Origin of the sequence: Lyngbya sp. PCC 8106, assembly GCF_000169095.1 — a bacterium.
Taxonomy (GTDB): domain Bacteria; phylum Cyanobacteriota; class Cyanobacteriia; order Cyanobacteriales; family Microcoleaceae; genus Capilliphycus.
The window spans coordinates 33,539-54,269 of record NZ_AAVU01000047.1 but is presented as its reverse complement, the minus strand read 5'-3'; the positions used below and the strand labels follow the sequence as shown (position 1 = coordinate 54,269).

The following is a 20,731-nucleotide window of genomic DNA, read 5'->3' as shown; positions in this document are numbered from 1 at the left end:
AATTAGGCAATATTAAGTTTATTCAACATCGTCCTTTACCTGATGGGTTGACAATTAAAAGAGCTTTAATTACCCAAAAAGCTGATGGCTTGTATGTAACACTAACACTTGAAGATAAATCAGTTCCTAGCCTAACTGTAGATATTCAACCAACAGAAGAAAACAGTTTAGGTATTGATAGTGGTTTAGAGTTTTTTGTTGCTTGCAGTGATTTAACTGCTGTTAAACTCCCTAAATTCTATCGCCAATCCGAAGATAAATTAGCTAAACTTCAATCAAAAAGAGATCGTAGAAAATTAGGGTCTAAAGCCAGAAGAAAGCTCAACCAAAAAGTAGCGAAACTTCATCAAAAGATCGCAAGGCAACGTAAACAATGGCACTATGAAATTGCTAATCAACTCTTAGATAAAGCTGATGTCTTATTTGTTGAAGACTTAAAGGTATCCAATATGTCTAGGCGAAATCAACCTAAGCAGGGAGAAAATGGAACATTTCTACCTAATGGACAATCAGCTAAATCTGGGTTAAACAAAAGTTTTGCTGATGCTGGTATCTCTGGATTTCTTAGCGAGATACTTCCTGGCAAAGCTGAAAAAGCTGGCAAGAAAGTAGTTAAAGTCAATCCAAAAGGTACATCTCAACATTGTGCAATTTGTCTTAATCGTGTTCCTAAAGAATTATCAGATCGTTGGCATTCTTGCGCTTGTGGTGCATCAATGTCAAGAGACATTAATTCGGCAATATTAATAAAAAAAGTGGGGTTGGGCGTTCGCCTCACTATAAAACGCAAATCTTCTGATAATAAGAAGAGGAGAAGCCAGCGTTCTGTTGCCTAAGCAACGAACGTCTGGAGTACGTCACTAACATCAGGGTACAAGGTCTGTACCCCGGCGACTCCTTAAATTTGTTAAGCGGCTTGACGACGACTAGGTAAGGAAAGACTAGACGCCAATACAATAGGCGGTTCTGGGGGAAAGGTACTTAAGTAAAACCAAGCAAAAGCAGTTCCATCTGAGTTGTATTTTTCTCCAAATTGAATAGAACTTCGATGACGACGGATCATGTGCGCTCGCCAACTTTTTAGGTTAATAATAAACCAAACGCTACTACTCCCTATCGATGAAATTGAAAAATGGAAACAACAACATCGCCCCAACACTTAAAAAATCATTTAACTATCTTCATCTGCGAGAATTAAATTTAAGGCTTGATGCAAAATCACTTCTTGATCAACTTTTTGTTTTAACTCTCTAGAATCATAACGCCCTTCTTCAACTTCTAGAGAAGCTTGATCGATAGCGTTTAAATAGGCTTCTTCTAAGGTTTCGAGTAATTCTTCTTGATTGAGATAATAACCCCCCGCTTCGTAACGTTTATTTTTGCGCTTAATCTCTCGAACCGAATTGCGGATAGAAACATCCCAAGAGCGAGTTGTGCGATTTTCGGCTTGTTGTTTAATCAGATGAAGGAGTAAAATAATAGCATGACTGCGAATATTATTAATAATATCATCCCGACTCATTTCTTCCAATTCCTCAACAATCGCGAGTGAACCTTTGATGTCGCCTTTGAGCAGTAATTCTTTTAACTCTAGAATTTCTTCCATAACATCAGCATCAAGAGAAGATAGATTAATCTTAGCGTTTGAGTGCAGTTTGTAGAGTTCTGATACACAAGCTACGCGATCGCAATGCCTAGAAACGTTATGCTTGAGAAAGAATGGCGATATGATAATCATCAAACCCGTTAAACTCCCCCTCCCTGCGATATGCGGCTGCAACGCCAGTTCACCGGACAGAAAATTACCCTTGATACCAGCAACCTGATCGCCAGTGGTGGAGAAGGTCGCATATTTCCGGTTGTCGAAGATTCCTCTCTGGTTGCGAAAATCTATCATAAACCGACAGAGGAAGACGCCGACAAACTCACCGTCATGTTTAATAACCCGCCTCAGACGTTAACGGTAATGCCCGGAGTCACGGCGATCGCATGGCCAGTCGATCTTCTCTGTACCCCCGACAACAAGCGAAAAATCGTCGGGTTCTTGATGCCCAGTGTAACGCGATCGCTGCCCATCCACACCTTTTATACCCCCAAAACTCGGCGGGAACGCAAACCCCTATTTAACTACCTCTACCTGCATCGTACCGCCAGAAACCTAGTCGCGTCCGTCACCGACTTACACGCCAGTGGTTATGTTATTGGAGATGTCAACGAATCAAATATTTTAGTCTCCGATACTGCTTTAGTCACTTTAGTTGATACCGACTCCTTTCAAGTTAGAGATCCCGACACTAAAACCGTGTATCGCTGTCCCGTCGGAAAAGCTGAATTTACTCCCCCAGAATTACAAGGTCAAACCTTTCGCGATCGCGATCGTACCCCAGAACATGATCGGTTTGGGTTAGCAGTGTTAATCTTTCAACTGTTGATGGAAGGAACACACCCCTTTTCTGGAGTTTATAAAGGGAGTGGCGATCCTCCCGCAATTGAAACCCGCATCAAAGCCGGTCATTTTGTCTACGGAAACAACCGGGTTCCCTACAAACCCATGCCTTTGGCACCTTCATTTGAGATCCTCCATCCCAAACTGCAAGAATTATTTTTGCGTTGTTTCCAAGACGGACACACAAACCCCAAAGCCCGACCCGATGCCAGAACTTGGCTATTAACCTTGATCGAAGCCGAAGAAAACCTTCTCACCTGCGACAAATACAGTCAACACCGTTATGGTCGTCATTTAAACACTTGTCCGTGGTGTGAACGCACCTCAAAACTGGGCGGACGTGATCCGTTCCCCTCTCGCGAAGCCGTACAGCAGGGACTCCACTTACAACCCCTCAAACCGAAGCGAAAAAGGCGTTCAACGGTGCGATTGGCTTCGCCACTGCGCTCCGCGCAATCGCTGATTCCGACAAACGCTATTCAACCGCAAACAACCGTTAGACAAGCCGTTACTTCCTCTCGTTCTCGTTATCGTCCTCGTACCCGAACAATCTCAAACGGGTTATCGCCACAAATTCAATCTTTGATGTTGAACTTGATCCAAGGGGCGATCTTAGGCGGAATTTGGGGTGTGGCTTGTTCTTCAGCAATTATGGCGATTATGTTTGGATTTTTCCGAGGAACTGGCGGTATTCTCGGGGGGATGTTTGTGGGAACGATTTGGGGGGCGTTTTTTGGGGTTTCGATTAGTATGTTTTTACCGCCTCCGAGGGGTTTAAATCGCTGGAAAGCGTTTATTGTGGGCAGTTTTTGCGGGGCGATGATTGCAGCCGCGATTTCGGGTATTTTGTTTGGGGCGTTAACGGGAGAGATGGTTGTCGGTCAAACCTTGCTTTGGGGGGCATTTTTGGGGTTAATTTGGGGATCGATCTGGTGTGTGTTTAAACCGCCTTTATCTCTGCCGACAACGGGAGGAGTCAGAGGCTTGACGGGGGCGGTGTCTGGCAGTGTTTGGGGGGCGGTATTGGGATCGATCACGGGGGCGGTTTTGGCGATCGCTGCGGTGTTGTGGAGTGAATGGCAGGTACAGATGAGTCTAACTCTGAGTCCAAAGTTGGTGTCGCAAATGTTGGTGATGGCGATGGTGGCGGCAGGTTTGGGGGCTTTAGGGGGTATCCTCTCTGGCGCCACGTTTGGGAGTATTGGGGGAGTGCCGCCTTTGCCTTTGTCGATGAAGATGGTAGGGACAAAAGGTGCAATTGTCGGCGGAATTTGGGGGAATTTTTTGGGGGCGATCGCAGGGGCGGCGGTCGGGGCGATCGCAGCAGTCATATTTCCTGATTTTCTCAGTAGTACATCGGGAGAAGCGATGCCGATGTTTTTAGGGGCGATGGTGGTTTCTGCCGGAGTCGGGGCGGTTTGGGGTACGATTTCGGGTATTGTTTGGGGAGCGTTGGGGCAGTTTTAACTAAATTTGGCAAGAAGTCCCACTCCAAAAACAGAGTGTTGGTGATGGGATGAATTGCAAGACTAGGCTCTTACCACCTTTGTACTATGGTAGTAAAGAGAAGGTGAATGCAATGCGACATCAAGCCATCAAGGTGAGGTTATATCCGACAACTGAACAAAAGCAGATACTAGCTCAACACTTTGGTTGTTCCCGTTTTTGGTGGAATTATGCGCTCAATTTGTGCATAGAAACATACAAAGCGACGGGCAAAAGCTTGAATCAGTCTGCATTGAATTCAATGCTTCCTAAGCTCAAAAAGGAAGAAGGAATCACTTGGTTATCTGAATGCTACTCTCAAGTATTGCAGGCAACTACATTAAATTTGGTAACTGCTGATCAAAACTTCTTTGAAGGTCGGGCGAGATACCCAAGGTTCAAAGCTAAAAAAAATAAGCAGTCAATTCAATATCCCCAGTCTACAAAAATTGTCGATGGTTGTTTAAAATTTCCCGGTCGAGTAGGCATCATTAAAGCAAAGCTTCATCGACCAATCGAAGGGAAAATTAAAGCCGTAACCGTCAGTATGACTCCATCGGAGAAGTATTATGCTTCAATACTTGTGGAGATAGAAGGGGATAATCAATCGCCTAATAGCTCAGGGAAGGTGGCGGGTATTGACTTAGGGCTAAAAGATTTTGCGATCGTTAATGACGGGTTGAAAACATCTAAGTTTGTCAACCCCAGACACCTGGCAAAGCATGAGCGCAACCTAAAGAGAAAACAGCAAAAATTAGCAAGAAAGCAGAAAGGAAGCAAATCAAGAGAAAAAGCTAGAAAACTTGTTGCTAGGGTTCACGAACGAATTAGCAATGTCCGTCAAGACTACTTGCATAAGTTGTCCAGAAAACTTGTTGACGATAACCAAGTCATCGTAGTGGAATCACTCAATACTAAGGGCATGGTGAGCCAGCGCGTTGGGCGGGTTCCCCGACTTGAAGCGACTGGCTCACCCGCAAGGGTTCGTAACCACAAACTAGCCAAAGCAATCTCTGATGTTGGGTGGGGAATGTTCGTCAATTTCTTGTCTTATAAGCTCGAAAAAGAGGGCAAGGTATTGGTAGTAATTGATCGATGGTTTCCTAGTTCAAAACTCTGCTCAAATTGTCATGATCAAATTGGTGAAATGCCGCTAGAGGTCAGAAGTTGGACTTGTCCAAATTGCGGCACTCATCACGACAGAGACGAAAACGCGGCGATAAATATCAGAGCAGAAGGCATCAGAATTCTATCAGTCTCGGGAACCGGGACTGCTGCTGAGGTCGGGGAAGTAAGACCAAAGCCGGGACGAAAGTCCAAGCTGAGGCGTTCCCCTGTGAAGTCAGAAGCCCACACCAAAAGCGTGCATCGCTTGTGATGGGTAGTTCACATCCTCCTTTAGTTAGATTTACGGATGGATTGATATTGAATTTTGGTTGTTTTCCGAAGGGAGACGAAATGGTTTTGTAGGTGCGGTTAACTGCACTCTCAAACAACTTGACGCCGGTTAAGGTTGTGTTAAGATGCGCTAAGTTCGATAACAATTCGTTACTTTTATCTACGTGCTATAAACAGTTATGAACAAAATGACTCAGATGACAAAGCGCCTTTTAGTTTTATTTGCTGCTTTAGCCAGTGCAACTGTATTAGCTGCTTGTAACTCACCCACTGCAACCAATACTGAAGAACCTGCCACTGAACAGGCTAGCGAACCGACAGAACCCATTGCGGTTACAGAAGCACCTGAAGTAGAACCCGCGAGTGAAGCAGTCGCGACTGATAACACCGATACAACTGCAACCCCCACAGCAACAGAAGCTGAGGGAGAAAATATTGTTGCCATTGCCAGTGGAGATAGTACGTTTAGCACGTTAGTTGCGGCGATTAATGCGGCTGACTTAGCTGAAGTTTTGTCTGGTGAAGGCCCCTACACTGTATTTGCACCGACGGATGAAGCCTTTGCTGCGTTACCAGAAGGAACCGTTGAAGACCTACTGAAGCCTGAAAATAAGGATAAGCTGGTTCAAATTCTGAAGTATCATGTTGTTCCGGCGAAGGTGTTATCGACTGAAATTCAACCCGGCGCTGTTGAAACCGTTGAAGGAGAAGCGTTGGAGATTTCTGTTAACCCCGACACCAACGAAGTTCTAGTTAATAATGGCAAGGTCATCAAGACTGATATTGTCGGAAGTAATGGCGTGATTCATGCTGTTGATACTGTGATGATGCCTGCTGATCCTGTGATGATGCCTGGGGAAGAACAATAGTCATTCAACCCAAAAAACTGAATAACGATTAACGTTCCCCATCTGTGAAGTTGTAACTTACAGACTGGGAATTTTTTTATGGGTTGACCGCAGAATCACGCAATATTTTCTGCATCAAAAATACACTCATTCAAAATTTGCTAGTTTTTACGCAATTACTAAAGTTAAAATTTATACAATGAATTAACAAAATACTTACGTGTTTAAAAATTAAGCTTGATAGACAAACCCTTTATGGCTATTGAATATAAACCTTTGTTTTGACTCGCTCCGTGATTAATTTGTTTGGATGAGGTGATAAAAATCACACTCCGTTTTCTAGACCCCCTTGATAATAGGTTTTAGATTTGACATACACAAAAACATCACTCGATTAACAACACACCACACCCAAACACTTATGATTAACTCATTCATCAACCCTAAACTCATCGCAGGTTTAACCACCGTAACTACATTGACAGGCTTAATAGCGACGGCTGGCGTTGCAAATGCTGCGATGATGACAAAATCCTACAGTGACACTTTTGGACTCGCCACTACAGATATTGAAGATGCACTGCTGTCTGTTCAAAAGTTTGATGCTAGTCTAGGAACACTCAAAAGCGTTAAAGTTAACTTTGATGGACAAATCGTTGGGAATGCAAATGTTGAAAACTTAGACGCCAAAGACCAAACCCTAACATTTGATTTATCCGGTAATCTACAGTTAATGGGGTCTGAGATTTTAGGGACTTTATTTGATGAAACAGCAAACAAAGCAGATTCACTCAACGCCACCGCTTATGATGGAACGTTTGATTTTGGCGGAACTTCGGGGGGTTCCTTCTCCGGATTAACTGCTGTAGCTTCGGGCGAAAAAACCTATACAGACCAAAGTTTCTTAAATGCTTTTATCGGAGACGGTAATATTGATTTCCTATTTTCCGCTTTCACCAACTCCAAAGTTACAGGGTCAGCAAATATTGTTTCTCAAATTAACACCCAAGGCGGTGCAATGGTTTCTGTCGTTTATGAATACGAGAAAACTCAAGAAGTTCCTGAACCCTCAGTTATGCTCGGTTTAGGATTGGTTGCAAGTGCAGGTTGGTTATCGCGCCGAAAAATCACTTCATCTCACTAATTATTCTCTTGATTGATTCTCTCGTTGAAGACGTTAAAGTTTAGTGAATTTTCAATATTAACAATAGTTTTCCTAATGGGTTGACATTAATACTTCGTCTAGGCATGATTAAATTCATGCTTTTTTATTGCTCTCATTAGAAGTCTGAAGACAAAAGGTATAGCGCTACTTGAATCGGGAACAGGGAACACCGGATCTGGGAACAGTAGACGGTGAAGGGGTTTTAGGATTTAGAAATGTCAATCATGTATTCGCGTACTGCTATAAAAGGTAAGAAGCAGAAGTGAACACTTTCTTACAAACTTTGCGCTGAAACGGGTCACTGATAACTGTCTTCCTACCTCCCTACCTCCCTACCTCCCTACCTCCCTACCTCCCCACAAATCAAGTTTTAGGGGGAAAATGAAACGGCTTTGGGGGTTGCAGGGGGCAAAGGATCGGAGTCAGCAAGAGAAGTCCAGAAATTGATCTGTAGCATTATTTTTCAATTTCATATAAGGTGGCATTTATTGTCTTTTTGCTTGTCTGATCATCAAGTTTTTTCCAAGGGAAATTTTAGCCACCGCCACCGCCACCTCCACCACCACCACCGCCTCCACCGCCTCCACCGCCACCTCCACCTCCACCTCCACCGCCACCTCCACCGCCACCGCCACCTCCGCCACATCCACCACCACCACCACCTGTACTTCTACCTCGACGACCTCCACTTCCGCCACCGCCAAATGTACCGCTACCATATGCACTGCTACCACCATCGGTACTTATACCTCTCATAATGAAAATTAAAGAGAACAATGAAATATAGAACAAAGAAACATCTAAAACAGCTTTTAAGAAGGAAAAACGTTGCCAATTGGGTTTCGGTATATCCAGAATATTTTGAGGAAAAGCAATAAAAACTTCTATTAGCTGCGCCGGATAAATGGGTTGTTGAGCAACAAATTCAAAAGTGTAGGGATTAATCTCACGAATATTGGTTGAGACACCATAACTTGTATATTCTAGAATGTTTCCAGCCAATGCTTGAGGAAGTTTGACGACAATTTTGCTATTTTCAATCAGAGTATTTCGTTCAGGAAAAATCGCTTTCCAATAAACCCGAATATTATCCTCGTTAAATTGTAGACCTCCAATCACTCGATATTTCAAAACAAAAGTGTGTGCTTCCGGCGGATTAAGCTCATGTTTCCATCGAATCCAAAGTTGATTATTTTCAACACCCGTTTCAGCCGGAATTTGTTTTTCATTTTCAAAAACGGCAACATCCGTAATCTCATCTACCTTATCTAGAGGAATATATCGATATCGTTGATTAGAATGAGATTGAGTAAAAACATATTTTTGAGTTTCACTAATCAGCATATCTCCATTCTCTTGAACCTCCATTTCTACATTAATAAAATCCCAATAAAACGGAGATTTTTCTTGTGCGACAGTCTTGAGTAGGGGAGTTAAACTGAGCAACAATGAGAGTAAAAAAATTAGGACTCTCTGCCATTTTACTCGAAATCTTATGTTGTACATCATTTTTGGAAGGAGTAAGCAAATCTATAGCAATTCCAAATCGTTTTGATCAACGGTAAGATAAGGATGGGGGTAAGAACCCACACAACAGTCCCTCATACCTATCTGATTGCTACGGTCATTCCCGACTAACTCCTGTCAGGGTCAACTTATGCAAGTTCTGCAAATTATTTCTGGGGTTGACCGAAACCTGCATTAGTTAAAATCGTTAAACACTAGAGGAAAATTGAAGTGTAAAATGGAATGTTTAGAAGAATCAATTTTGAGTGCTAATCCAGTAAATGCTAACTTAATGTATTGGAATTCAAATACTGCCGAGGTAGGTTACACGGGGAGATCATAAATGGGCGTTCCGAGCTACAAATACTGGACATTACGCAGGATCGATTTTGTCAGCTATGATGCGCCTAATTTTCAGAAGGGATATCAAGATCAGGTATTACCTCTGGCCCTGCAACAGTTTCAAGCTTGGTTTCCATCCCTTGATGAAACCCAGGAACTCTCCAGTCAACAGCATCGAAAGATTCAAGTGACTTTGTTGTCTCACTTTCTCAATCAACATTGTGATCCTTCTCTGTCATCGGTTCCCGCTTGGGTGACAGCAGGACTTTGTTTGCGGTGCTACGTTTCCCATGCTATCGTTTATGCTTGTCAAAAGCTGGCTCAACAATTCGGTGAACGCTATGGCTTTTCTACTCTGGATTTATTGCCCCTAGTGCTAACTGATGATGGTAAAACTTGGGTAGGACTAGACTCAAACCGCCAAACTCAAGTCATTCTAGACAATCAGGGAAACCTTCAGCCTTCAGTCTACTCCTATTTTTCGGTGGAGATTTTGGGAAGTTTCAATCAAACGAAAGGGGATCTCTGGAAGTGGGCTTATTTACTCACTCGTCGCCATCGAGAGTTAAACCAAATGTTATGGGTGGAATTCAGGCTATCACTGACTACACCTTGGGCGAGACTCAATGAGATTAAACATTACCAATTGGAAACTCTTTCACCCGATGATCGCAGTTTAGTGGAGGTGTTTCATGGAGTGTATCGGCGTGACAGGCGATTGTCAGGAGCAAAGGGCAAATGTCCAGAACCATCGGAAGCTCAACTCCTGGAAATGGGCGATTATCTAGCGAAACGAGGAATTCAATGTCATTCTCCCCCTGAACTATTGAATCGATTGAAAACTATTGCTCAGTTTCTACAGGAACAAGTTGTTAACCCCACTCCGACTTTACAACCTTCTAATTCACCCGCAATAGAGCTTGAATTTCTAGACGAACATCGCAGTCGAGCTATTATGGAAGCGATTGAGCGGGTACTTTCCCAACGCCTGCATCAACTTAAAAAAAATACTTGGTATGCTGATTATGCCGTTGATTTTTTACCTAGCTTACGACTGATCTATTTTGAAAATAAATCTCAAGGTGAGGTAGCTCGGGAATTGAATATGAATAATCAATCCCAAGTTAGTCGGATCTTAAAGCTCAAGCAAATGCTCAATCAAATTCGAGAACAGGTTATGGAACAGTTGATTCAGGTTTTGTTGAATAAAGCAGGATTAAATTCGGCAGATGGGGTTATAGATACGAATGCTTTTGATTCTTTAATTCAACATTTAACTCACTATTTAGATGAAACTGTATTTCTAGATGCAGCCCGAGAAATTCAGGCGGGTCAATGTCGAAAAATGACCAGTTTATTTGCTGAAAAAATGCGCGATTATCTAAATAATGAATCCAACTATTAAGAATATAAAAATATGAGTTTATTATTTTTTAAGCAATTCATAAAAAATATAACCCAATCAAGAAACATTAAACCCAACGCTTAACTAGGAGAATTGACATGAATTTTGATCTTGATTCTGAACGCTCGAAAGGAAACGCTAATTCACTATCTTACCGACAATTACAGTCAGAAACGGTTGATCTAGAGCCGGAAAATTTTCAGCAAGCGACTCTCCTCAGTCGTCATTTTAATAATGAATCCCAACAATGGCAAGCTTATTTGAATGCACTGGCTTTATTTGGATTAGAACAATGGTTAAGCGATCGCCATTTAACACTAAGTTATCAAACCGATTCTCTTATTCAAACTCAAGTTTTATCTTCAGAAGCAATCAGTCCTCTCCAAGTCGGGAAATTTAAACTTTGCTTACTTTCCAATGCGAGTTTAAAAGATCAAGAAATTGAAATCCCCGAAAAAATGATTGATTCTCCAGATTGTTTCGCCCATTTTTATACAATAATTCAAGTATTAATCGAGGAATCTCAAGTTATTTTATTTGGTTTTTTGCGATACGATCAATTAATAAAAAAACCTCTAAAACAGACAAGAGAAAATTACTACAAACTGTCTCTAGAGGAATTCAACTCCGAACCAACTCACTTAATTTTTAATCTAAAATATTTAAGTCCAGCCGCGATCAAACTCCCGGAAAATGCCTCAACTGAAAACACTTTTGAACAGTTAACACGTTGGTTTGATCAAATCTTTACAAGAGATTGGCAACCCGTTGAAGAACTTTTAGGGAACCGTAAACCGATTATTCAGATGTGTTTTAGGTCAGACGAAGTAACAGACAAGTTGTTTCCGAATGCGGTACAACAATTCCTGAAACAATTCTCCATTCGCACAATTCAGGACAATAAAAATCAGGGAGAATTATCCGAATCTGAACTTTCACAGACTGAAGTTAGTAACGCTCTAGCGCAGGTTTTACAAACAACTGAAGATGAAGAAACACGCTGGCAAGCCGCAGAATTACTCTGGGAAATTAATCCCAGTCATCCGGATATCGGTGTACGACAAGCTATCGATTTAGGAATGCAATTATCCGGTGTTTCTGTCGCATTAATGGTGGCGATTTTACCGAAACCTAATCAACGAATAGCAATTCTTTTGAGAGTTTATCCCCTACAAGAACAATCCGTTTTACCTGCAAATTTAAAACTGATTGGTTTAGATGAAATGGGTCAGTCCTTATTTGAAGTTCGTTCCCGAGATCGAGATGATTATATTCAGTTTAAATTTACCGCAGATCCAGGAGATCAGTTTGGGATTCAGATTATTCTTAATAATGCCACTGTGACAAAGCACTTTATTGTTTAATTGTGGTGAAATCATTGTTAATCGGGTTTTCTCGTGGCTGAGGTATACCCTGAATTTTCTAAAATACTCAACTACTCAATTTCTCAAAACGGAGAGTTTTTGTACCTGATCAGGATAAAATAACTAGAGTCTGATTTGGAATCAATTAAATTATAATAAGGTGTAAAGAATAAGAGTATTCCCAATTACAACTCAACCTATCAAATTATTATGGCAAAACAAGTTGTGATCAAAATAGAAAGAGGTAGTTTTGAATCGGGATTTACCGTTTTCTTAGAGTTTTGGCAAGACGGCAAAATTATTGCTACAGATAGTAATTGTCCTCAACTCCCACCCAACCCCCAAATTCCTCAAGTTTATGAGGAATGGAGAGAAATTTATACCCACTTGGGAGGCAAAATCCGAATGATTGACATCCCAAAGGGGCAAATTACCCATGCTTCTACTTTGCAAGACTGTCAATCTGCTACTCAAACCCTTGAATCTACAGTAGAAACTTGGTTTAGTGATCCCATATTTGGGGATATTCGAGGGCGAATTGTTGGGCAAGTCAAAGACGGAACATCAACTGAATCGGTACGAATTATTCTCGATACCTCAAATGCTTATCTGCGTAAATTATCCTGGGATCGCTGGGATTTATTTGAGAAATCCTATTTTTTACCCCATGCTGAATTAACTCTTTTGTCTTCATATAATCGACCAGCAGAAATACTAACTACACCCCTAAAAATTCTAGCAATTTTTGGGAGCGATCAAGGGGGATTGAAACTTCAAGAGGATCGAGAACTGATTGAAACCTTAAAAAAATACGGAGCAAAAATTACTGCGATTCCCCGGAAGGGAAATTTTCTAACTCCACAAGAACTATTTGATAAACTCTGGATGGGAAATTGGGATATTATTTTTTATGCTGGACATAGTTCTGAGAAAAAGATTCAGGTCGATCATTCCTTTAATTTATCAATTGAAACGTTAAAAGAAGCTTTAAAAAAAGCAGCTAAAAATGTTAAGTTAGCAGTCTTTAATTCCTGTGATGGACTCGGTATAGCTGAATATTTAGCGGATTTTGAGATTCCCCATTTAATCGTCATGCGAGAACCCGTTCCCGATCAAGTGGCACGAACTTTTTTAAAGTTTTTCCTCGAAGAATTTGTTCAGGGTAAACCGCTTCACGCTGCTGTTCGTTCGGCTCGGCAACATTTGCAACAAATTGAAATTCCCACCCCTACAGATCAACTGTTCTATCCGGGGGCATCTTGGCTGCCCGTGCTGAGTCAAAATCCGGCTACATCTGAACTGTATTGGCCTCAAGTTAAACCGGATCATTTATGGAGAAAACCTTTAATAAAACCTTGGCAATTTATTCCATTGTCGCTGGTTTTAATGGGAACTGTGCTTTCTGGAGTTTCACAAATTGTGAGTTCTGAAAAAATGGGAGATCAGATTAGTCAAGGTGAGGAAATTTTAACTCCTTTTCAACCCCGAGATAAGCAAAGGGGGGTAAAGCCTGTGGCTAATTGTCAGCGTCCCTGGAGTTATTACATATCTATTTGGAAGGGTTATGTTCGACAACGGTGGATTGATTGTTTTATTAGCCATCAAAACTCTCAACAGGCTGTTAGTAATCTGCAAGAAAGCTGGCAGGAAGAAAGAAAAGATCCAGAAACTTTAATTTATCTCAATAATGCACTTTTAGAAGCGACAGGAGCCGATTACTATACGATCGCAGTGGTGGTTCCTATTTTAAAAAAAGAGGTTATAGATGCAGAAATTGCAGAAGAACTTCTTCGAGGTATAGCTCAAGCCCAAACTGAAGTTAACTTGAGTTTATTCAATCAGAGTAAATCCCCCGATCTCGCTTTACCCGGTTCAAATTTTTTAGATCGTAACAATTTGAATGGAAAAGGCTTGAAAGTAATTATTGCTGATGATTCTAACATAGAGGGTCAGGCGAGAACAGTTGCTAGAACTCTAGCCAAGCGCTCAGAAATTCTAGGCGTTGTCGGTCATTATACGAGTGAAATGACGATGGCAACTGTAGATATTTATAATCAAAATAAAAAGGTCTTAGTTTCTCCAGGTACAACAACCTCTGAACTCAGCACACAGCCCCGAAAATTTTTCTTCCGAATTCCAACTGTTAACCATGTGCAAGCCAATGTCATCGTTGATGTCTTACTCAATAAAATTAACCAAAAAAGAGTGACAATTTTTTACAATCCGGCTAGTCCCTATTCTAGTGATTATCAAAAACAATTCAAAGAAAAGTTTCTAGAAAAAGGAGGATATATCATTGATTCCTTTGATCTTTATAGTCCTGATTTTAATGCCGAACGTGCCATCCGAAAAATTAGAGATTCTGGAGAATCAGCAATTATTTTAATGCCAGATGGTCAGGTAACTAATTCCCTTGATCGTTCCCTAGAAGTCATTAAAGAAAATCAAGGTCAAAGCCCAATAGTGGGTACTTTGTCTCTTTACAGTCCTAAAGCTTTAAAAATTGCCAAGCTCGAACTTTTAGAAAAACTGATTTTAGTGGTTCACTGGCATTATTTGAGTAGTCCTAACCCAGATTTTTCCAAAACCGCTTTGCAGCTTTGGGGGGGGCCAGTGAGTCCCCGCACTGCTCTAGCTTATGATGCGGCTTTGGTGCTGATCGAAGGAATACGCCAACATCCAACCCGTCGGGGAGTTCGTCAAGCTCTTGCCGATGAGACTTTCGCTGTGGAGGGAGTGACCGGGCCAATTGAGTTTATACCGGGAATCGGCGATCGCCAACAGCCACCTGTGAGCCGGGTTAGGGTTGTTCCTTGTCCTAACCGAGAGTTCGGCTTCGCATTTTTGCCAATTCAGTTTGCGACAGCAGAGGCGGCAGGTTTGAACTGTTCAAATCCTTAAACGTAGCGATCGCACACTTGGCGAGAAATTTGGGGCTTAACCTATTATCATTTGAGAGTGGTCTTATTTACAAAAGTTTATTAAATGACGCTTTCAGCCCAACAACCTCTTTCTAAATTTTCCCTAAACTTGCAAACCTGGCAATGGCAGGGACATTCTATCCAATACACAGTTCAAGGAAACGGACATCCTTTGGTTTTAGTCCATGGTTTTGGTGCCTCTATTGGACATTGGCGGCAAAATATCCCCGTACTCGCAGAAGGGGGTTATCAAGTTTTTGCAATCGACTTACTGGGGTTTGGGGGTTCGGCTAAACCTGCAATTGATTATTCGTTGGAATTGTGGACTGAACTATTGCATGATTTTTGGGCGGAACATATTCTCAAACCCACTGTTTTTGTCGGAAACTCTATCGGGGCGTTGCTGAGTTTGATGATGGTGGCGCAATATCCCAAAATTTCCGCCGGGGCGGTATTACTCAACTGTGCGGGGGGTTTAAACCATCGTCCTGAAGAATTAAATTTGCCTTTACGATTGATTATGGGAACGTTTACCAAGATGGTAGGTTCTCCGGTAATTGGTTCGTTTGTGTTTAACCAAGTTCGTCAAAAACACCGTATTCGCAACACTTTGCGTCAGGTTTATGGAAATAAAAAAGCGATTACGGATGAACTGGTTGAATTACTTTATACCCCCTCAAATGATCAAGGCGCTCAGAAAGTTTTTGCTTCCATTTTAACGGCTCCGGCTGGCCCTCATCCAACACAGTTATTAACAAAAGTCAAACAGCCTTTATTAGTGATTTGGGGTGAAGATGACCCTTGGACTCCGATTAAAGGGGCGAAAATTTATCAAGATTTAGTGGAAACAGGACAACCTGTTCAATTTGTTTCTGTACCGAAAACGGGTCATTGTCCTCACGATGAACGCCCCGAAGTTGTTAATCCTCAAATCTTGGATTGGTTAGCAACAGTGGATTTTAATCTCTAGTTATTGTTTGACGTTTTGACAATCACTGTTAGGAACCTAGTTAATAATTAACTGGGTTTCGTTGGTTATTTTTAACAACTTAACTTGCGAGTAAAAATAATCATATATGGGCTTGTTTCTGCAATAAACGGAGAGAAATCATAATTTCCAAATACTTCCTCAACTTCAAAATCGGCTAACTTCAAAAGTTCCTGAAAACGCTCAAATTCGACAAGTTAAAATTCAACCGGGAGTTGATTTTCTGCGACGATTTTCTTCATTTCATCGAGTTCGTAAATCGTTTGATATCCGCTAACTATTCCCGTTTCCGGGTTAGAGTTCAAATTTACTGATAAACTTACCGCACCGACTCCATCAACACGGGGAAAAGGGCCGTATTTTGTGGGAGTTGTGCTAATCGATTTCAGGCAAACTTTGGGGTTATGTAAAGTGCAGATAAATCGTCCGTTTGGCTTGAGTAGTTCAGAAATTTTATACCGTTACTCTACCAATCGGATTTGGTCTCAGATGGTAATGACCAGCTTTTCACCTCACCCAAAGTTACTGGCATCTGAAGTACCACATCAAGGGTAAAGCGGAAAACCTTGCGCCCCCGACGACTACTTTCCGGGTCGAAAAACTCAAGCTTGACATCCCAACAGTCACTGTTGATGCGACAGAAGGGGCTTTTTTCGACTTTAATAGTGTCGAGTTGCCGACGTTCAGCGATCGCTTTTGCAAAGACGGAAGCCGCTTGGAAGATGTTGGTGGCGGCGAAGTTGAGGGCGCGATCGCGAGAAGTCTGACCCACATTGCGGAGATCGTTGTAGACTCGGTTGAGGAACGCTGTCAGAGCTTGTTGGACGAGGGGTGCTTGGGCTTCGTCCACCTGACGAGCGATCGCCGCCATCGCCGCGTTGACCAGGGTATTCACTTTCCAGCCGTACATTCCTCGGATATCATGTACCTTCACAACAGGCACAACCTGACCAGAGAATAGTTCAACTGTGCGGTTAGTTTGTCGGGCGGGGATGCTAATTCGTTCTACAAATTCATCACTGCTTTCTGGTTCCAGTTGACCTGCTAACATCAGCACAAACATCTCGTAGATCTGGTCTGAAAACGCTCCTGTTGGTTCTAGGACATAGATCGTGTCTCCATCCAGGCTCAAGGTCCAGATCAACGAACGGCTTTCGTCTGGGTTGCGATCGAGGTGTTCAACCATCTGACGGGGATCGTAGGGGTCTGGCGGAACCAAGATGCTGTCCATTTCTACCGGAGCCATCCGTTCTTTGAAGGTATCAACACGGGTTTCATCGCCAAAGTCGTAACCCAACGTTCCCAGAGCGTAAACATGGCCCGAAAAAGCGGTACTAGCCTCTACCGTAGCGGGGTCAGCAGTAGCTGGGTCAGCCGCCGCAGTTACCGCTACTTCGGCTGCCATTGGCGTAGCGGCTTGCATTGTCATAGTAGAGTCTCCAGCCGAACTTGCTGCGATCGCAGTCATCCCAGCAGGAATACTCAACGTATCCCCAGCGATCGCCGTGCTATAGCCAGCCCATTCGGTGCGGGTCACTTGGTCGCCTGCAAAGGAAATGGTAACAGAAGGTTGTCCAAACAGCACCTTCATCGCCCCTGGGATATTCACAAAGCCGCGTAGACAGCGTTCTGGTTCTTCTACAACGTTTGGGTCACAGGGAATAGCAGTATTCAGCAGTGCGGTTCGGACGGCTTCAGCATCAACAGTTTTGCCCTGTTGCACTTGCAAACTCATTAACAGCGCGGAAATACCCGTCATCACCGGAGCCGCCAAACTGGTTCCGGTTTTGCGTACAGGTTCTTCCGTGCAAGGTTGCGCTCCGAGAATATCTTCACCGGGAGCAAGGATACCCTCTTCTGCATTATTGCCGCCCCAGTTACTAAAGTGGCAGGGCGTACCATCAACCTTTGCGGCTCCCACTGCCAAAGTTCCCGGTAGCACAGCAGGCAGACACCAGCATTCGCCTTTATCGTTCCCAGTAGGTGAGACAATCAGAATATTGTTGTCCTGGCATTTTTTCACAGCTTGAGTCAAGAGTTCTTCGCCTTTGCCAGTCTGAGTCGGGCGACACATTGCACAGTGGATAATGTTTGCCCCCAACTCAAGGGCTAAATCAAAAGCGCGTGCCAGATTGAGTGGTGAGATCGCCTCTTCATCTATCCTCCCCATACTGTTAAGAGGTATATTGATAACTCGGCATTTGGGAGCAATACCAGGAACAGGAGTGTTTTCTTGACCAACAATCACACTTGTGACCAGACAAGCATGATAATCTCCCTGAATACGATGCAAAATTGGTTCAGGAAGGGCAGCTTCCAATGCCGCTTTTTTGGCTTCACCTTTTAGATTGCCATTATCAATTTCTAAGTATGTAGCGTAATCTTCTGGAGAAATTGGTTCTGGAATCTCATGCCAGTAGGGAAAAACCTTAGAAACATCGGCTCCTTGAAAACATGACAATGTGTGGTCTGGGTTGCCGTCTAAAATTACAATCGTGATCCGAGGATCGCCTAATGTTTGGTTGTGAAGTTCAGCCAGTCCGGGAATGCGATCGTCGAGGTCATGGGGATGGAGTGCGATCGATGTTTGGGATGCCGAACTCTCAACTTCACTGGCTGAAACCCCTGCTGATTTTTCTCCTTCAGCGACACCCGATGAATCTGGAGTCCCAACGCTCGCATTTGAAGGAGCCATGTCCTCAATTTGCACCGAGGTATTTTCAGTGCTTTCTCCTACCTCAGTCTGTGGATTTTCTGCCACTAACCCAACTGACTCAGCTTCACTAAACTCCTGACTTTTCACGGGATCTGGAAAACCTCTCTCCAAACCTCTCTCCTGCAAGGAGAGAGGCTTTGAATTCTCCTCCTTTGAATAAAAGGCTTCGTCCTCTGCCATCCCTCCTTGTAGGGGGGAACGAGGGGGGTAAAAGGCTTCGTCCTCTGCCATCCCTCCTTGTAGGGGGGAACGAGGGGGGTAAAAGGCTTCGTCCTCTGCCATCCCTCCTTGTAGGGAAGGTTGGGGGGTGAGGTCTAGCGTTGATTTTTCTACATCATGTGAAAAGTCAGCACCAAACTCACTTTCAGCCTCAACTCCAGCCAATTCTGTCTCACTGGCTGAGACAGTTGCTTCAGCAGGTTCTTCTGAGCCATCCACCTCCATCGACTCCAGCCCACTTGCTTCAACATTGCTGTTAGGCAACGACCCCAGGAGAAATTCTCCGACAGCCGACTCTTCTACATAATCTAACCCTGTTACCCGTGCAAAAGCATCACTATCTCCAACTCCCAAGGCACAGGAAGCTAGACTCATATTGGTTGCGACTAGATAGAAGTTTTGGTAGAGTACCCCAACGTGCTTAAGTGCTAGTGCATAGCCTAACGAACGATACTTGCGGAACAGCCGCCCAAAGCGTGCCGTAATTACGAGCAACACTTGTGGTACATCTCCCATAGTAACCTGCTGGGCATCGAATATCAGGGTGGCAGCATCTTCTGAGGCAACAATCTGCTCTAGCTGATGGTTGAGCGGGTCATAATGATATAGACCAGTAGCCAACCCTTCACAGTGACGTACTACTGGATATATCTCTAGCTCATACATACCTCCACCACAGGGATACGGTCTGCTGCTTATGTCCCCAAATTCAAAGTCGGAATCAAAACCCAGTTCCACTTTCCAGTCTTCACCAAACTTGTCTTCCATTCGATAAATTTCTTTAACACGAGCAGTTCGGTAGAGCAGTTCACTCAGTTGCTCTATCGTAATCGGATGAGCTTCGTCAAATTTTCTGATAGACTGCCGTGCTTCGATCGCCTCTGTGAGGGTAGCATCGTTACACATCAATGCGCCCAAGTTCGGATGGGGTAGCGGTACAATCTGGTCGCTCATAGGAGGCTTCACCACCGGGAAATCCGACCATTGGTCGTGGTCAATAGATCTCTGAATATCCGTTGCGGGGTAGTCATGGCGACCGTTGCGGCTACGACTGTGGAACAACAGGTTATGGAAGTCCCAAAGCTGAAGCGAGGGGGGTTCGGGGTCAGCCGTCAGAAACCCCGCAGCCCACAGCAGGTTGAGAAACTGATAGGCGGTTTCTGCTCCCAAGTACGGCGGTGGCGTCAGTGATCCTAAAGTTTGGGGCTGGGCGAGTTGAGCTAAGATCGCACTGGCTCGCCAGTCGAGGAGCTTGACCCGAAACTTCGACAGGGGGGACTCCAGTACCATTGTGCCTTCGTAGGGATGTTGATAGGCAAAACGGGAGAGGCTGAGGCGGGTTTGTGTCCAGTAGGGTTCGGTGAGGTTCAACTCGGCGGAATCCACCATCGGAATCACCACTGCTAGGGGCAATACAGCATAACTCAACCAACCTCGCTCATCCAATTGTTGTAGCATCTGCCCAAACTGTTCCCCGGCTGCCTGACCCTCGAGTTCGGCTAACCCTTGCACGAGTAATTCAGGGGTGGTGTTGCCTGCCTTGAGACTATCAAGAGCCATACCCATTCCGGGCGTTGTGGCAAGGGTTAGCCAAGCATTCGGCTCAGATTCTGCTCCGTGCAGGGTATAACCGTCTTCAGTGCTGGTGACTTGGACAGCAGGGTTAAGGGAAATAGCAAAAGGGCAATTGTTCATAATAATTGATAGTAGTAAAAGATTCGATCGTGCAATTAATTTTGACCTAAACTCCCCCCTTTTTAAGCCAGGGCCGTTTCAAAGTCGATAAACATTTGCTTAGAACCTCTCCCCCAACCCCTCTCCTATAAGGCGAGGGGAGTATTTTTTTTGATTAATAAGTATATCAAAATATTAATTACTCCTCCTTCCAAATAAAAAACTTTTTTCCTTTTCCCTCTCCTCGTAGGAGA

Annotated in this window: 13 protein-coding genes; 9 read left to right on the top strand and 4 right to left on the bottom strand. The window is 43.5% G+C overall.

Going from position 1 to position 20,731, the window contains the following annotated elements:
* On the top strand, nucleotides 1-836 hold an 836-nt coding region (locus L8106_RS24245; RefSeq protein ID WP_009787141.1), incomplete at its 5' end, for an RNA-guided endonuclease TnpB family protein.
* Between the two features lie 71 nt (nucleotides 837-907).
* Here the strand turns inward: L8106_RS24245 and L8106_RS32565 are convergent.
* Nucleotides 908-1,063: a hypothetical protein gene (locus tag L8106_RS32565; protein ID WP_009787140.1), complete on the bottom strand. Its 156-nt coding sequence runs from the start codon at nucleotides 1,061-1,063 to the stop codon at nucleotides 908-910.
* A 108-nt stretch (nucleotides 1,064-1,171) separates the two neighbouring features.
* The gene (locus tag L8106_RS24235) at nucleotides 1,172-1,606 is read right to left on the bottom strand and encodes a DUF29 family protein (RefSeq protein WP_009787139.1); all 435 of its coding nucleotides are present in this window, start codon (nucleotides 1,604-1,606) and stop codon (nucleotides 1,172-1,174) included.
* A gap of 162 nt (nucleotides 1,607-1,768) precedes the next feature.
* On the opposite strand from L8106_RS24235, the gene L8106_RS24230 reads away from it, so the two are divergent.
* The 4 genes from L8106_RS24230 to L8106_RS24215 all read left to right on the top strand — a co-directional run bounded on the left by L8106_RS24230 (nucleotide 1,769) and on the right by L8106_RS24215 (nucleotide 7,321).
* Nucleotides 1,769-3,913: a DNA-binding protein gene (locus L8106_RS24230; RefSeq protein WP_009787138.1), complete on the top strand. Its 2,145-nt coding sequence runs from the start codon at nucleotides 1,769-1,771 to the stop codon at nucleotides 3,911-3,913.
* A gap of 112 nt (nucleotides 3,914-4,025) precedes the next feature.
* Complete coding sequence (locus L8106_RS24225) at nucleotides 4,026-5,309, top strand: RNA-guided endonuclease TnpB family protein (protein ID WP_039897127.1); 1,284 nt, start codon at nucleotides 4,026-4,028, stop codon at nucleotides 5,307-5,309.
* Between the two features lie 217 nt (nucleotides 5,310-5,526).
* Entirely contained in the window at nucleotides 5,527-6,198 is a 672-nt protein-coding gene (locus L8106_RS24220) for a fasciclin domain-containing protein (protein WP_232228564.1), read from the top strand.
* A 400-nt stretch (nucleotides 6,199-6,598) separates the two neighbouring features.
* Nucleotides 6,599-7,321 carry a choice-of-anchor E domain-containing protein gene (locus L8106_RS24215; RefSeq protein WP_009787135.1) on the top strand — a complete coding sequence of 241 codons (723 nt, stop codon included), beginning with the start codon at nucleotides 6,599-6,601 and terminating at the stop codon, nucleotides 7,319-7,321.
* Between the two features lie 555 nt (nucleotides 7,322-7,876).
* Here L8106_RS24215 and L8106_RS24210 read toward each other — a convergent pair.
* Nucleotides 7,877-8,851, bottom strand: a complete 975-nt coding sequence (locus L8106_RS24210; RefSeq protein ID WP_304412094.1) for a DUF2207 domain-containing protein — start codon at nucleotides 8,849-8,851, stop codon at nucleotides 7,877-7,879.
* 340 nt (nucleotides 8,852-9,191) lie between these two features.
* Between L8106_RS24210 and L8106_RS29960 the strand changes: the two genes are divergently transcribed.
* The 4 genes from L8106_RS29960 (at nucleotide 9,192) to L8106_RS24185 (ending at nucleotide 15,850) form a co-directional block, all read left to right on the top strand.
* A complete protein-coding gene (locus L8106_RS29960; RefSeq protein WP_009787132.1) occupies nucleotides 9,192-10,595 on the top strand; it encodes a hypothetical protein in 1,404 nt (467 codons plus the stop codon).
* Between the two features lie 98 nt (nucleotides 10,596-10,693).
* Nucleotides 10,694-11,959, top strand: a complete 1,266-nt coding sequence (locus L8106_RS29955; RefSeq protein WP_009787131.1) for a DUF1822 family protein — start codon at nucleotides 10,694-10,696, stop codon at nucleotides 11,957-11,959.
* A 210-nt stretch (nucleotides 11,960-12,169) separates the two neighbouring features.
* A complete protein-coding gene (locus L8106_RS29950) occupies nucleotides 12,170-14,860 on the top strand; it encodes an ABC transporter substrate-binding protein (RefSeq protein WP_009787130.1) in 2,691 nt (896 codons plus the stop codon).
* Between the two features lie 84 nt (nucleotides 14,861-14,944).
* On the top strand, nucleotides 14,945-15,850 hold the full coding sequence (locus L8106_RS24185; RefSeq protein ID WP_009787129.1) for an alpha/beta fold hydrolase: 906 nt from the start codon (nucleotides 14,945-14,947) through the stop codon (nucleotides 15,848-15,850).
* A gap of 484 nt (nucleotides 15,851-16,334) precedes the next feature.
* Here L8106_RS24185 and L8106_RS33930 read toward each other — a convergent pair whose 3' ends face one another.
* Nucleotides 16,335-20,498 carry a PatA/PatG family cyanobactin maturation protease gene (locus L8106_RS33930; protein ID WP_009787128.1) on the bottom strand — a complete coding sequence of 1,388 codons (4,164 nt, stop codon included), beginning with the start codon at nucleotides 20,496-20,498 and terminating at the stop codon, nucleotides 16,335-16,337.
* Between the last annotated feature and the right edge of the window lie 233 nt (nucleotides 20,499-20,731).

Bases quoted from the DNA above. Each gene is read 5' to 3' on its own strand.
- L8106_RS32565 (WP_009787140.1), bottom strand. From the start codon at position 1,063: ATGATCCGTCGTCATCGAAGTTCTATTCAATTTGGAGAAAAATACAAC.
- L8106_RS24230 (WP_009787138.1), top strand. From the start codon at position 1,769: ATGCGGCTGCAACGCCAGTTCACCGGACAGAAAATTACCCTTGATACC.
- L8106_RS33930 (WP_009787128.1), bottom strand. From the start codon at position 20,498: ATGAACAATTGCCCTTTTGCTATTTCCCTTAACCCTGCTGTCCAAGTC.
- L8106_RS29950 (WP_009787130.1), top strand. From the start codon at position 12,170: ATGGCAAAACAAGTTGTGATCAAAATAGAAAGAGGTAGTTTTGAATCG.
- L8106_RS24220 (WP_232228564.1), top strand. From the start codon at position 5,527: ATGACAAAGCGCCTTTTAGTTTTATTTGCTGCTTTAGCCAGTGCAACT.
- L8106_RS29955 (WP_009787131.1), top strand. From the start codon at position 10,694: ATGAATTTTGATCTTGATTCTGAACGCTCGAAAGGAAACGCTAATTCA.
- L8106_RS24185 (WP_009787129.1), top strand. From the start codon at position 14,945: ATGACGCTTTCAGCCCAACAACCTCTTTCTAAATTTTCCCTAAACTTG.
- L8106_RS24225 (WP_039897127.1), top strand. From the start codon at position 4,026: ATGCGACATCAAGCCATCAAGGTGAGGTTATATCCGACAACTGAACAA.
- L8106_RS24235 (WP_009787139.1), bottom strand. From the start codon at position 1,606: ATGGAAGAAATTCTAGAGTTAAAAGAATTACTGCTCAAAGGCGACATC.
- L8106_RS24210 (WP_304412094.1), bottom strand. From the start codon at position 8,851: ATGATGTACAACATAAGATTTCGAGTAAAATGGCAGAGAGTCCTAATT.
- L8106_RS24215 (WP_009787135.1), top strand. From the start codon at position 6,599: ATGATTAACTCATTCATCAACCCTAAACTCATCGCAGGTTTAACCACC.
- L8106_RS29960 (WP_009787132.1), top strand. From the start codon at position 9,192: ATGGGCGTTCCGAGCTACAAATACTGGACATTACGCAGGATCGATTTT.